7 protein-coding genes are annotated in these 14,270 nt (G+C 63.7%); 3 read left to right on the top strand and 4 right to left on the bottom strand.

The features are described from left to right. Window positions 1-2 precede the first annotated feature (2 nt). The 4 genes from E4S58_RS12575 to E4S58_RS12590 all read right to left on the bottom strand — a co-directional run bounded on the left by E4S58_RS12575 (window position 3) and on the right by E4S58_RS12590 (window position 3,602). A complete protein-coding gene (locus tag E4S58_RS12575; RefSeq protein ID WP_136636736.1) occupies window positions 3-1,277 on the bottom strand; it encodes a TRAP transporter large permease in 1,275 nt (424 codons plus the stop codon). Next, window positions 1,274-1,771, bottom strand: coding sequence for a TRAP transporter small permease (locus tag E4S58_RS12580; protein ID WP_136636737.1), 498 nt, complete (start codon window positions 1,769-1,771; stop codon window positions 1,274-1,276). Before E4S58_RS12580 ends, E4S58_RS12575 begins: the two co-directional genes overlap by 4 nt. Before the next feature lie 55 nt (window positions 1,772-1,826). Then, window positions 1,827-2,807 (bottom strand): TRAP transporter substrate-binding protein, encoded by a 981-nt coding sequence (locus E4S58_RS12585; protein WP_136636738.1) that lies wholly within the window; start codon window positions 2,805-2,807, stop codon window positions 1,827-1,829. Between the two features lie 459 nt (window positions 2,808-3,266). Further along, window positions 3,267-3,602, bottom strand: a complete 336-nt coding sequence (locus E4S58_RS12590) for a hypothetical protein (RefSeq protein ID WP_136636739.1) — start codon at window positions 3,600-3,602, stop codon at window positions 3,267-3,269. Between the two features lie 754 nt (window positions 3,603-4,356). Between E4S58_RS12590 and E4S58_RS12595 the strand changes: the two genes are divergently transcribed. The 3 genes from E4S58_RS12595 (at window position 4,357) to E4S58_RS12605 (ending at window position 14,268) form a co-directional block, all read left to right on the top strand. Further along, window positions 4,357-11,784: an ExeM/NucH family extracellular endonuclease gene (locus E4S58_RS12595; protein WP_136636740.1), complete on the top strand. Its 7,428-nt coding sequence runs from the start codon at window positions 4,357-4,359 to the stop codon at window positions 11,782-11,784. A gap of 45 nt (window positions 11,785-11,829) precedes the next feature. Continuing rightward, window positions 11,830-12,417, top strand: a complete 588-nt coding sequence (locus E4S58_RS12600; protein WP_136636741.1) for a VPLPA-CTERM sorting domain-containing protein — start codon at window positions 11,830-11,832, stop codon at window positions 12,415-12,417. Window positions 12,418-12,564: 147 nt separating this feature from the next. Continuing rightward, window positions 12,565-14,268 (top strand): ABC transporter ATP-binding protein, encoded by a 1,704-nt coding sequence (locus tag E4S58_RS12605; protein WP_136636742.1) that lies wholly within the window; start codon window positions 12,565-12,567, stop codon window positions 14,266-14,268. The last annotated feature ends 2 nt before the right edge of the window (window positions 14,269-14,270 follow it).

The following is a 14,270-nucleotide window of genomic DNA, read 5'->3' on the forward strand; positions in this document are numbered from 1 at the left end:
GATCACCATTTGAACGGGATGTAGAGGGCGAGGTCGGGCCAGACATAAAGGATTGCCGCCGTTAACAAAAGCAGCCCCAGGAAGGGCAGGACCCCACGTGCCACATCGCCCATGGAGGCCCGCGCCACCGACTGGATGACATAGAGGTTCAAGCCCACGGGCGGCGTGATCAGCGCGCATTCGACCATGATCACCATGAAGATCCCGAACCACACCGGATCGAAGCCAAGCGCCATGGCGGCGGGCAGCAGCACCGGCGTCATGATCAGGATCATCGACAGCGCCTCGAACACCAGCCCCATCAGCAGCAGCACCGCCGAGACCAGCAGGATGAACATCACCGCCCCGTCGATATTGGCCGCGATGAAGGCCGAGATGTCCTGCGGAATGCGATAGAGCGCGATGGCCTTGCCGAAGATCTTGGCGCCCGCGATGATCAGCAGGATCGCCGTGGTCGTCGCCGCGCTGTCACGGATCGCGTCCCACAGGCCCGCCCAGCTGAGCGTGCGCAGGATGAAGGCGGTGATAACGAGCGCGGCGGCAAAGCCGACGGCGGCGGCTTCGGTCGGGGTGAAGGCCCCGGAATAGAGCCCCGCGATGATCAAGAGCGCCAGCGCCAGCGAGGGCAGGGCGCGCATCGTGGCGGCGCGCCGTTCCGCCCAGGTTGATTTCGGCATGGGAGTATAGCTGTCGGAAAACCGCGCGTGGACCATGGCGAAGGCAATGAACAGACAGACCAGCACGATGCCCGGCCCGATCCCGGCCAGGAACAGCGCGATCACGGATTCCTCGGCGACAAATCCGAAGACGATCATCGGGATCGACGGTGGGATCAGGATCCCAAGGGTGCCGCCTGCGGCGAGCAGACCGTAGACGAACCGGCGGTCATAGCCCCGGCTGACCATTTCGGGAATGGCGACGGTGCCGATGGTGGCGGCGGTCGCGACCGACGACCCCGAGATCGCCGCGAAGAGCCCGCAGCTGAGGATCGTCGCCACTGCCAGCCCGCCGGGCCAGTGCCCGACCCAGGCTTGCACGGCGGCAAACAGATCCCGCCCGACGCCGCCCTTCAGCAGCACGTTCGACATCAGCAGGAACAGCGGCACGGCGAGCAGGATGAACCCGTCGAGCGTCGACAGGATCGCCTGCGGAGCCATCAGCGGGGAAAAGCCGCCCAGCATCAGCATGCCAAGCCCCATGCCGCCAAGGGAAAAGGCCACGGGAACGCCGACCAGCAGCAGGATGAAGAGACAGACCAGGATGAGGATGATGGTCATTCGTGGCTGCTCCCCAGGGTGGTGAGGCCGGTGCGGCGTAGGCCGATCAGTTCGACGACCGCCTGAAGGGTCAGCAGGCCAAAGCCCACGGGCACCGACAGTTCGCTGATCCAGATCGGCATGTTCAGCATCGACCCGGTCAGGCGGCCCCGGACATAGCTGTCATGGAAGATGTCCCAGCCCCAGTAGGTGACGATCACCGAAAAGACGATGATTGCGATCAGCGAAAAGGCGACGCAGACCTGTTGGATGGGACGGGGCAGCATGTTGGTGACCGCGTTGACGGTGATGTGGCGATAGGTCGACAGCACCCAGGCCATGGCCAGCAGGCAGCCCCAGATCAGGCTCAGCTGGCTCAGTTCGGCCGCCCAGATGGTCGGCTTGATGAAGAAATAGCGCGCGATGACCTCGTAGGTCAGCATCGCCCCGGTCGCCGCCAGAAGGCAGGCGCCCAGAAGCCCGGCCAAGTGGGATAGGGTGGTCACGAAGGTCATGGGGGCATCCTGTCGGGCGACCCCCGGGGGCCGCCCGTTCCGGGTTGGGGTCAGGTCACTTGCCTGCGGCGTCGAGCACGGTCTGGCCCGCGTCACCGGCAGCGGCGAGGTATTCGTCGTAGACCGGCTGGGCCACGGCTTTCCACGCGGCCAGGTCTTCGTCGGACAGTTCAACCACGGTCATGCCGTTTTCCTTGGCGGCCGCATAGGCGTCGGCCTCGATCTGCGACATGCGATCGCGGACATCGGCCTGCGCCACTTCGGCCGCCTCAGAGACCTGGCCCTGCAGTTCCTCGGACAGGCCGTTCCACCAGTCGGTGTTCACGACGACGACAAACTCGATATCGGCGTGGTTGGTGACGGTGATGGTGTCCATGACTTCCCACAGCTTGCGGGACTTGACGCCGGACACGCCGGTCATGCCGACATCGACGGTGCCACGCTGGTAGGCGAGATACTGCTCCGAGCCCGAGATCAGCGTCGGCGCGCCACCCGCGGCGGTGACGAAATCCCCAAGGGTCTTGCCGAAGACCCGGACCTTCTTGCCCTTCAGATCCTCGGGCGTCTTGATCGGGCCGCCGTTCGACAGCATGACCGCGCCACCGTAGGCCTGCCAGTACAGGATCTGGCCGCCGGTCTTGGCGACCTCGTCTTCGATGGTGGTCCGGACAGGGCTGCCCTTGGCCACGGCCGCGCGCACCTTGTCTTCGGAATTCAGCAGGAACGGCATGTAGAAGACATCCACCACCGGCGCGTCACCCACGTAACGGGTCAGCGAGGCCACGCCGGCCTCGATCGCGCCCGAGCCGACGGCGGCGGGCACTTCCTTGTCCTTGTAAAGCGTGGCGCTGTCGTAGATCTCGACATCGATGGCGCCGCCGGTGCGCTCTTCCACTTCCTTTTCGAAAAGGCTCAGGTTCTGGCCGAGGTGGCTGGTCAGCGGCAGCTGAAGCGAAATCCGCATCTTTTCGGTGGCCTGGGCTGCACCTGACATGACGGCAAGGCCGATCGCGGCCCCAATGACTTGCTTGAGCATAAAGTCTCCTCCCTTACTTTATCGGGATACCTTAGCCAGCTGATTAAGTGACGCAAGCCTGCATCAATTTTGATGATCTGGACGGGGTCAGCAGGGCAGGCCGCGCCCTTTCGGTCGTTCAGGCGGAAAATTCTGAGTGGTCTAGGGCCTATTCGATACCTGTGCGCCCGGCATTTGGCGGGAGTCCGGGGCGGGATCTTTATGCTTTCTGACGACCATAGGCAGCGCGACAAGATCGGTCGGGAAGACTGATCCTTGCGTCAGAATGTGTCTTCAGTCCTTTTCGTTTTGAAATTTTTTTATTCGCTAGGATAGGGAGGTGAAATAATTAAATGCATGACGCATAGTTGTGACACCGGTCTTGGCCCGAATTGAAAATGGCGCCACCTGTGGTCAGGTCGCGCCATTGTCGTCATCAGTGGTCAGGTCGCCGGGGTGTCACTGTCCAACAGCCCGCTGTCAGTCCGCCGGTGCAATCGGCCGATGAGAGCTGACAAGGGTCATTTTCCGATCAGGCGTTCTGTGCGCCTTTTTCATGCTCGACAAGTTCGTGCCCGAGGGGATGAGATGCTCGGCCGATGTCTCATCCTCGCGGTCAAGTTCCAAGTAGCGCAGGTTCAAACGACCCAGGCACAGCTTCTGGTCGTCGGACCAGGGCTGGGCGCCGATATCGCATTGGTCGTTCTCGATCTGGGCGGCCAGTTTCCTCAGACCGTCAGCCAGTCGGCTTTGTGCGACCTGACCCGAATTCGCCGTCACCATCAGATCAACTTGGCAAGTGATCGCGGCTTTCATTTCCATTGCTCCGAAATACAATCGACGTCTTTCGGCGTAGATAGACGAATTCATGGGGGCTTGACAGGGGGCTGACACAAAAATGGTCCGACATAGTTCCGCGACGCAAAGCCCATTAACCAAGTGGCGACTAACTTAATGTAATTGGCTTCATTTTTTTCGTTCGCTTTGTTCGTGCGGTTCCATTTCTGTGGCAAGAATGCTGCGCCTGGCGCGGAACTTTGGGGCCAGCTTGGTCTGGCGTTGAAAACCCGTGGACGTGTCCGGCCGACATTTCTGCAGGTTTGGCCTTGCAGGAATTCGAATCACCTAGCGTCAAGCAGTGGCGTGTGGGTGGGTTTTTCCTGCGTCGGGTGGGTGGACAACCCGGGGAACTTCATGCCGCCCGGCAGGGGACTCTGTCGCGTCACCGTCGCCACAAATCGGACGCATTCTGGTTGGTGGGCACCTTTGTCCTGCGAGGTCTGTCGAGGGATCCGGCAAGACTTTGTCCGAAGCGCCGTCAGCACACAATGCGCATGTCCATACCTGTATGTCATTGAAGTCAATAGTGGAACAGGAGCGCGCGACCGCGATCTCATGCCAGATCGCCCGGTGATGCAGACCGTAGGCGCCGATCCTGCGACCGTCGGAAAACCTTCGTGGACTTGAAGGAAAACTGTCACACGGCGCTGCTACGACGGCCCAAATTTCGCCGCATTTCGTGGCGTTACGCCAATGTCACGTTTTGTGATCACATTCCCGGGAGATTTCCATGACCTCTGCTGCCATCTCAAAGTCCGATCTCGTCATTACGGGGGTGATCGACGGCCCGCTGTCCGGCGGTGTACCCAAGGCGATCGAAATCTACGTGGCCGCTGATGTCGCGGACCTGTCGATCTATGGGCTGGGGTCGGCCAACAATGGTCAGGGCACCGACGGAGAGGAATTTACCTTCCCCGCCGTGGCCGCAGCGGCGGGCACCTACATTTACGTCGCCAGCGAAACCGATGGATTCACGGCCTATTTCGGCTTTGCGCCGACCTACGTCAGCGGCATGGCGTCGATCAACGGGGATGACGCGATCGAGCTGTTCATGAACGACGTCGTGGTCGACCTGTTCGGCCAGATCGACGTCGACGGCACCGGGCAGGCCTGGGACCACGTCGATGGCTGGGCGGCGCGCAAGCCGGGCACCGGCCCGTCGGCGCTGTTCGATGCGGCTGACTGGGTGTTTTCGGGCCCCGATGCCCTGGACGGCGAGACGACCAACGCAACTGCAGCGACAGCTTTCCCGACGGCCCAGTACGGCGTTGAACAGCCGATCCTGATCAACGAGGTCGTGGGCAGCACCACCAGCACGGACGTCGAGTTCATCGAACTGCGCGGCGCGCCGTCGGCATCGCTGGACGGGCTGAGCCTGATCGTCGTGGAAAGCGACGCGGGCGCGGCAAACGGCACCATCGATTTCCAGTATGACTTTGGTGCGGGTGACGTGCTGGGCGAAAACGGCTTCCTGCTGCTGGGCAACGCCTCGGTCGCGACGACCTATGGCGTGACGCCGAACATCGTGATCCCCGAGAATTCAATCGAGAATTCCAGCTATACCCTGCTGCTGGTCGAAACCGCCTCGATCATCGGCGGCTCCATCGCCGGAACCGAGGTTGTCATCGACAGCGTCGGGGTCAGCGACGGCGGCGAAGGCGACAGCTTTGCGCTGGACGCGCCGGTCGTCGGGCCGGACGGCAGCTATCTGCCCGCTGGCGTCTATCGCGTCTCGACCGGCCCGGACACCGACACGCCCGAGGACTGGGGCATTTCGGATTACAACAACGACCCGGCCGTCAATACGCCGACCGCGGGCACGTTCACATCCGGCACCACCTATGCCGATCACTTCATCCACGACGTCCAGGGCAGCACGAACCTGGCCGACGGGACGCTGGTCGGCACCTCGGGCGCGGCCGACGAAAGCCCGCTTCTGGGCGCGGCGGTCCGCGTGCAGGCGGTCGTGACCCAGGTCATGCCCGGCCTGGGCGGCTTCTACATCCAGGAGGAAGACGCCGACGCGGATGACGACGCGTTTTCGTCCGAAGGGGTCTTCGTGGCCTCCAACGCCTCGGTTTCGGTCGGCGATGTTGTGACGGTTGAAGGCATCGTTGGCGAGATCGAGGGCGAGACGCGCATCACCGCCGACGCGGTCAGCGTCGACGGCACCGGCTCCCTACCGACGGCCACCGCGATCGAATTCCCTACGGCAACGGTCCTGGTCGACACGGATGGCGACTACGTTGCCAACCTCGAGGCCTACGAGGGCATGCTGGTCAACGTTCCCGAAGACATGAGCATCACCGAGATGTTCCAGCTGGATCGTTTCGGCACCCTGCGCCTCAGCTCGGAAGGTCAGCTTGAGCAGTTCACCCAGTCGAACCTGCCAAGCGTCGAAGGGTACCAACAGCACCTGAAGGACGTCGCGGCGCGGTCGCTGGTGCTGGACGACGGATCCAACGTGCAGAACCCCGATCCGATCACCGTGCCCCGCCTTGGCACCGACGAGACGCTGGATCAGGGCGACGTGGTCCGGATGGGCGATGTCTATTCCGGCCTGACAGGTGTGCTGAGCTATTCGAAGGACGAACAGAGCTCGTCCGAGGAAAGCGAATACCGCATCCACCAGCCGACCGGAGGCACGCTGTCGCAGGTCAACACCCGTGATGCCGCCCCGGCGGACGTGGGCGGAACGCTGAAGGTCACGGCCTTCAACGTGCTGAACTATTTCACCTCGATCGACGGCCTGGACGGCAACACCGGCCCGGCGCAGAACCAGGATCCGCGCGGGGCCGACAACCTCAGCTATGCGGGCATGACCGAATTCGAACGCCAGGAAGCCAAGATCGTCGCCGCGATCAACGCGGTGGCCGCGGATGTCGTCGGCCTGATTGAAATCGAGAATGACCCGCTTGGGTCGGTGTCGCTGATGGCGCTGACCAATGCGTTGAACGCGGCGGGCGGCACCTATGCCTACGTCGACGCGGGTCCGATCGAAGGCGCCATGGGCGGCGCGCTGGAAGGCGACGCGATCAAGGTCGGCTTCCTTTATGACTACACCACGGTCACGCTGAACGGCGACTTTGCCATCCTTGACGAAACCGTCGATGCGCGCTTCCAGACCGAAGGCGTCCAGCGTCCGGCGCTGGCGCAGAGCTTTACCGAAATCGCCAGCGGCGAAAGCTTCACCGCCGTGGTCAACCACCTGAAGTCCAAGGGGTCTGTCCTGCCGGGCGAAGATGCGATCGGCGACGGACAGGGCAACAACAACCAGACGCGGACCGATGCGGCCGAAGCGCTGGTCGACTGGCTGGAAACCGATCCGACGGGTGCGGGTGACGATGGCTACATCATCCTTGGCGACCTGAACGCCTATGCCAAGGAAGACCCGATCCGCGCCATCGAAGCGGGTGCGGACGGCATCGCGGGCACGGCGGACGATTACACCAACCTCGTCGGCAAATACGCCCCCGGCGCCTATTCCTACGTCTTCGACGGGCAGACCGGGTCGCTGGATCATGCGCTGGCCTCAAGCGGGCTGGCGGGCAAGGTGACCGGCGCGACCGTGTGGAACATCAATGCGGACGAGCCGGACGCCATCGACTACAACCTGGATTTCGGGCGCCCGGGCGACATCTACTCTGACGACGCCTACCGGTCGTCCGATCACGACCCCATCGTCGTGGGGCTGGATCTGGCCGGGTTGAACGTGACCCAGCTGGCGCAGTTCGACTCGCTCGTCGGCTCTGCCGGGTCCGAGGTCGTCGCCTTCGAGGACGGCCGCTTCTATGTCACCAACGGCGAAGCCAACCGGATCGACGTCTTCACGCTGGCCGAGGGCAAGGTGGATGAAATCGACCTGGCCGGTCTGGGTGGCATCACCTCGGTCGCGGTCAAGAACGGTCTTGTCGCCGTGGTGCTGGGCAACGGTGAAGGTGCCGGCAAGCTGGCGCTGATCCCGGCGGACGACCTGACCAACATGACCGCGCTGGACATCGGTATCGGGCCGGACATGGTCACCTTCTCGGGTGACGGGGCGCAGGTCTATGTCGCCATCGAAGGCGAACCGGGCGAGGTCATCGATCCCAAGGGCGGCGTGGCGATCGTCACGCTGGCGGATGTGCTGGCCAATTCGACCGTTTCCATGGTGGGCTTCGATGCTTTTGATGCCCAGGTCGACGCGCTGCGCGAGGCAGGCGTCCGGATCTTCCCGGGCAAGCTGCCTTCGACCGATTTCGAAGCGGAATACATCGCGATCGATCCGCAGACCGGAGAGCTGATCGTGACGCTGCAGGAAGCCAACGCCGTCGCGATCATCGACCCGGTGACCGAAACCGTGACGGAAATCCGGCCGCTTGGCACCGTCGATCATTCGATTGAAGGCAACGGGCTTGATGCGTCGGACAAGGACGGCGGGATCAACATCCAGACCTGGAATGTGCAGGGCCTTCGGATGCCCGATGCGATCGCGACCTTCGTGGTGGACGGCAAGACCTATTATGCCACAGCGAACGAAGGCGACGCCCGTGACGCCGATGCACGGGTCGAGGATCTGACGCTTGACCCCACGGCCTTCCCCGATGCGGCCGAGCTGCAGCAGGAACAGAACCTTGGTCGGCTCGAGGTCTCGAGCATCGACGGCGACATCGACGGGGATGGCGACTACGACGAACTCTACAGCTACGGCACGCGCAGCTTCACCATCTTCGACGATGCGGGCAACGTGGTCTTCGACAGCGGTGATTTCTTCGAACAGTACATCGCCGCCAACTTCCCGGAACGGTTCAACTCGCATGACGCGACGCAGGACAACCCGGTCGGCGACGACGGCCGGTCGGACGCCAAGGGTCCTGAACCCGAAGCGATCGCGATTGCCGAGGTCGAAGGCCGGATGGTCGCGATCGTCGGGATGGAGCGCGACAGCGGCCTGTTCCTCTTCGAGGTGTCGAACCCCGCACATCCGCGTTTCCTGAGCTATGTCAACGGCGTCGCGAACGCCGACTATCGCCCCGAGGTGATCACCGTCATCCCGCCCGAGCAAAGCGCGACCGGTCGGACCGAGATCGCCGTGTCCTACGAGGAGAGCGGCACCACCTCGGTGTTCGAGCTGACCTTCGAAGAACCGAGCGATCCGGGTGACTTCGGCGAGGGCGGCACCAACCCCGACCCGCTGGACCCCGCCGACTATGGCTTCGATCTGCAGATCACCGAAATCTGGCCAGGCAATGAACCGGGCGGCAACCTGACCTCTGACTGGATCGAGATAACGAACTTCGGGGACGTCGCCTGGGTCGCGGGCATCGACCCCGACCTATACTACGATGACGAAAGCGCCTCGGCGGTGGATGCGGACATGATCTTCGGCATCACCTCGATCGCGCCGGGTGAATCGGTCGTGGTGGTGATCGACGACGAAGGCGGGATCGCCGGGTTCGAAGCGGTCTGGGGCAATCACATCGGGGATGACGTGCAGATCGGCTGGTCCGATGGCGCGGGTCTGGGGCAGGGCGGCGATGCCGCGACGATCCTTTTCGGGGATGCCGAGGTGCGCGCGGTGCTGGACTTCGAAGCCTACCCGGACGCGGAACTGACCGGTGGCCAGTCCTATGATCCGGTCCTTGGCATGTTCTCCTACGCCGGTGTGTTCGGGGCCTATGCGACCGACACCTTGAACGACGAAGGTCAGGCGGCCGTCGGCACCCCCGGTGCCCTGCCGGTGGACGAACCGGTCGTCTATACGCTGGAAATCCTGCACGTCACCGACCAGGAGCCGCTGAACCTGCTGGGCACCTTCACCGACATCATCAACACCTCGGCCGTGCTGAACGCGCTTGAGGCGCAGGATATCGGAAATGACGGTGTGGCGGACAACACGCTGCGCCTGTCGTCGGGCGATGCGGTGATCCCGGGTCTGTTCTACGATGCCTCGGCCGCGGTCTTCGGGTCGGCCGGTATCGCGGACATCCAGCTGCAGAACGAGATGGGCTTCGAGGCCATCGCGCTTGGCAACCACGAGTTCGACAAGGGCACCGCTGATCTGGCGGCGCTGATCGACGGCTCGGCCCCCGGTGATTTCTCGGCCCTTTCCGGCACGGCGCTGGATGGCCAGGACTTTACCGGCACCAACATGCCCTACCTGTCGTCCAACCTCGATTTCTCGACCGATGCCAACATGGCGCCGCTCGAGGTGGCCGGGGGGCAGGCGCCGCAGGGCAATGTCGTGACCTCCTCGACCGTGATCGAAAAGGGCGGAGAGCTGCTGGGCATCGTCGGTGCAACGACCCCCACGCTTGGCTCGATCTCGAGCCCCGGCGGCATCGGGATCTCGCCCGCGCCCTTCGACACGGATCCGACGCCCGAGCAGCTTGATGCGCTCGCCGCCCAGATCCAGGCCGAGGTCGATGCCCTGCTGGCGGCGAACCCGTCGATGAACAAGGTGATCCTTCTGGCCCACATGCAGCAGATCTCGATCGAGCAGGAGCTGGCCGCGCGGCTGGTCGATGTCGACGTGATTGTGGCGGGCGGGTCGAACACCCGGCTCTTCGACGAAGACGACCGGGTCCGCGACGGCGACACCGATCAGGGCACCTATCCGATCATCGTCGACAACGCGGGCGGCACCCACACCGCTATCGTCAACACCGACGGCAGCTACAAGTACGTTGGTCGCCTGGTCATCGACTTCGACAGCGACGGCAACATCATCCCCGACAGCTATGATGCTGCCGTGTCCGGTGCCTATGCCACCGACGCGCAGGGCGTGGCGGATCTGGGTGCCGAAGGGCTGGTCGACACCGAGGTGAAGGCGATCGTCGACGCGATCGAAAACCAGATCGTCGCGACCGAAGGCAATGTCTTCGGGTACTCGGATGTCTTCCTGAACGGAAACCGGGCGGGCGACTTCTCGGACGGGGATCCGGACGGGGTGCGGACGCAGGAAACCAACCTTGGCAACCTGACCGCCGACGCCAACCTGGCGGCCGCGCAGATCATCGATAACACGGTCGTCGTGTCGATCAAGAACGGCGGTGGCATCCGGGCGTCGATCGGCGAAACGGTCGTGCCTCCGGGTGGGACCGGGTTCGAACGGGTGGCCAACCAGGAAGTCCGCGACAGCGACGGCAACGTGGTCAAGGCCGAAGGTGGCATCAGCCAGAACGACATCGCCACGGCGCTGGCGTTCAACAACGGCCTCGCCATCCTGACCCTGACCAAGCAGGAACTGGTCGACATCCTTGAACATGGTGTCAGCGCGCTTCCAGGTGTGTCGGGCCGCTTCCCGCAGATCTCGGGTCTGCAGTTCTCCTTCGATCCCGACCTGCCGTCGGGGGCGCGGGTGGTCAATGCAGCGATCACGGATGCCGATGGCAACGACATCGCCGTGCTTGTCCGCGACGGAGAGGTCTTTGGCGATGCGCTTCAGGAATTCCGGGTTGTGACGCTCGACTTCCTGTCGCAGCCGCGGTTCGACGATGCGGGCAACTTCATCGGTGCGGGCGATGGCTATCCCTTCCCGAACACCAACACCGACCCGACGGTCGGCGAGGTGGCGGACCAGGCGACGCTGGACCGGATCAACAAGGTGGTTCTGACCGAAGACGGTGTGCGGACCGGCGATGCGACCTTTGCCGACAACGGCACGGAACAGGATGCGCTGGCCGAATACCTGGACGACTTCTTCGGGCAGGACACCATGGCCTTCAACCAGGAGGACACCGGGCCCGAGGGCGACGAGCGGATCCAGAACCTCAACTACCGCGAGGACACGGTCATCGACACCCCCGAGGCCACGATCATCGTGGGCGAGGGCGACCGGGACCGTCTGGTCGGCACGGAAGGGGCGGACATCATCGTCTCCGGCGAAGGCCGGTACGAGACGATGACAGGTCTGGGTGGCGCGGATGTCTTCGTCTTCGGCGCCGAGGCGCTGAACGGGATGCGCGAACGCGACACCATCACCGACTTCGAGGTTGGCGTGGATGCCATCGGGCTGATGTCCGGCGTCACCGTCGCCGAGATCCGCGAAGCCGGGCCGAACGTCATCATCTACCTGGAAGATCCTTCGGGCTTCGACGACGCGATCCATATCCGCGGCGAAGGTCTGACGGCCTCCAACATCACCATCATCGAGGACTACTGGATGGCGGGCGCGTAAGCGCCCGGCCTCCGGTCCCTGAAAGGAAGCGACATGAAACACCTTATGAAAACAGCTCTTTACTCGGCTGCCGTTCTGGCTACCTCAGCCTGGGCCGCCGTCGCGGCACCGCTGAACCTGCCGACCCAGCCCGAACCGACCATCGACTTTTTCGTCGATGCGACGGCCTCCGTCTTTGGCGGATACGCGGACCTGTGGTTCGACACCGTGGCGCTCGGCTCCGTCGTTGGGGCCGGCCCGGTGCTTGAGGTCGGTGTCGATGTCCAGCTGGGCTTCGACGTCAGCGATCCCTACGGTACGCTGACCGGCGCGCTTTTCACCACGGACGGTGCCGACGGTTTCCTTGATGGCGACCTGGTGAATGTCGGCTTCGACACGTATGTCGTCGAACTGGTCTTCGGCAACCTGACCGGCTCTGCCGCATCGCTCTTCGGTGATTTCGCGCTGGTTGAACTGTTCTTCGAGGATCCCTATCTGAACGATCCGCTGGCGATGCTGGAAGATGGTGAAACCTACGCAGTCTATGGCGTGGTTTCGTCCGTCGCGCCGGTGCCGCTGCCTGCGGGTCTGCCGCTGATGGCGGGTGGTTTTGCCCTGCTGATCGGCCTGCGCGCACGACGCAAAACGTCCTGAAATCCCGGGGGCGACGGCTGGCTGTCGCCCCCCCGTTCCCGTGCGGACGACGGTACACGTCCTTCGCAAGTCCGCCTTGTCGCCTGGCGCCCTCGCGGCTGCACCAGCAAGGTGTTAAGGCGGCGCAGACCTTACGGACAGGATCCGATGCTGCGCCAGTTCTTCGACTATTATCGCCCCTGGAAAGCCCTTTTCTGGCTGGATTTCGGCTGTGCCGTCCTGTCGGGCCTGCTGGAGCTTGCCTTCCCGCTGGCCGTGCAGGCCTTCATCGACCGGCTGCTGCCTGCAGGGGATCTGCCGATCACCATCCTCGCGGCCGTGGGGCTGCTGGTGATCTACCTGGTGAATGCCGGGCTGATGGCGGTGGTGATCTACTGGGGCCACATGCTGGGCATCAACATCGAGACCGAGATGCGCCGCCGCGCCTTCGATCACCTGCAACGCCTGTCGTTCAGCTATTTCGACCGCGTCCGCACCGGCAAGCTGGTGGCGCGGGTGACCCGAGACCTTGAAGAGATCGGAGAGGTCGCGCACCACGGGCCCGAAGATCTGTTCATCGCGGTGATGACCTTTGTGGGGGCCTTTCTGCTGATGCTGACGATCGATGTCGAACTGGCGTTGATCACCGCCGCGATCGTGCCCGCCTGCGTGGCCATCGTCGTCGTTTTCGGCGGCCGCATGACCCGCACCTGGCGCGAGATCTATGCGCGGGTCGCATCGTTCAACGTCCGGCTCGAGGAAAACGTCGGCGGGATGCGGGTGGTCCAGGCCTTTGCCAACGAGGATCACGAGAAGGCGTTGTTTGCAAAGGACAACGCCGCCTATCGCACGACCAAGTTGCAGGCCTACAAGGTCATGGCGGCGTCCTCGTCTCTCAACTACATGGGCATGCGCCTGATCCAGGTGATCGTGATGGTCGCGGGCGCGATCTTTGTGCTGAACGGGTCGCTGACCACCGGGGGGTTCGTGGCCTTCCTGCTGCTGGTCGGGGTGTTCTTCCGCCCGCTCGACAAGATCGCGGCGGTGATCGAGGTCTATCCCCGCGGCATCGCGGGCTTTCGCCGATATCTGGATCTGATGCAGACCGAACCCGACGTGTCGGATCGCGCCGATGCCCGGCCTGCGGCCGCCTTCCGGGGCGAGGTGACCTTCGACGGCGTGAATTTCGACTATGGCGACGACCGGCCCGTGGTGCGCGACATCTCTCTCACCGTGCGGGCCGGGGAAACCATGGCCTTTGTCGGGCCCTCGGGTGCAGGCAAGACGACGCTTCTGTCTCTGGTGCCCCGGTTCTACGAACCCGCGCAGGGCCGCATCCTGATCGACGGCATGGACATCCGGGACATGACGCTGAAATCGCTGCGCCGTCAGATCGGCATCGTCAGCCAGGATGTCTTCCTGTTTGGCGGGACGCTGCGTGAGAACATCGCCTACGGACGGCTTGATGCGACCGAGGAGGACATCCTGCAGGCCGCCGCCCGTGCCCAGCTGAGCGAGATGATCGAGGGCCTGCCCGAAGGGCTCGACACCATCGTCGGCGAACGCGGCGTGATGCTGTCGGGCGGGCAGAAACAGCGGGTGGCCATCGCGCGCGCGTTTCTAAAAAACCCGCCGGTGCTGATCCTGGACGAGGCGACCTCGGCCCTGGATACCGAAACCGAACGTTTGATCCAGTCGGCGCTGACCGACCTGTCCCGCGACCGCACGACGCTGGTCATCGCGCACCGGCTTGGCACGATCCGCGACGCCGACCGCATCGCGGTCATGGATCAGGGCAGCATCGTGGAGATGGGGACGGACGCCGAATTGCGCGCCGCTGCCGGGCGTTACGCCAGCCTGAGCGACGCGTGATC

Source organism: Pseudooceanicola onchidii, from assembly GCF_004959925.1.
In the GTDB taxonomy this organism is placed as follows: domain Bacteria; phylum Pseudomonadota; class Alphaproteobacteria; order Rhodobacterales; family Rhodobacteraceae; genus Pseudooceanicola; species Pseudooceanicola onchidii.

Coding starts and splice junctions, on each gene's coding strand:
- E4S58_RS12575 (WP_136636736.1), bottom strand. CDS start 1,277: ATGACCATCATCCTCATCCTGGTCTGTCTCTTCATCCTGCTGCTGGTC.
- E4S58_RS12580 (WP_136636737.1), bottom strand. CDS start 1,771: ATGACCTTCGTGACCACCCTATCCCACTTGGCCGGGCTTCTGGGCGCC.
- E4S58_RS12585 (WP_136636738.1), bottom strand. CDS start 2,807: ATGCTCAAGCAAGTCATTGGGGCCGCGATCGGCCTTGCCGTCATGTCA.
- E4S58_RS12590 (WP_136636739.1), bottom strand. CDS start 3,602: ATGAAAGCCGCGATCACTTGCCAAGTTGATCTGATGGTGACGGCGAAT.
- E4S58_RS12595 (WP_136636740.1), top strand. CDS start 4,357: ATGACCTCTGCTGCCATCTCAAAGTCCGATCTCGTCATTACGGGGGTG.
- E4S58_RS12600 (WP_136636741.1), top strand. CDS start 11,830: ATGAAAACAGCTCTTTACTCGGCTGCCGTTCTGGCTACCTCAGCCTGG.
- E4S58_RS12605 (WP_136636742.1), top strand. CDS start 12,565: ATGCTGCGCCAGTTCTTCGACTATTATCGCCCCTGGAAAGCCCTTTTC.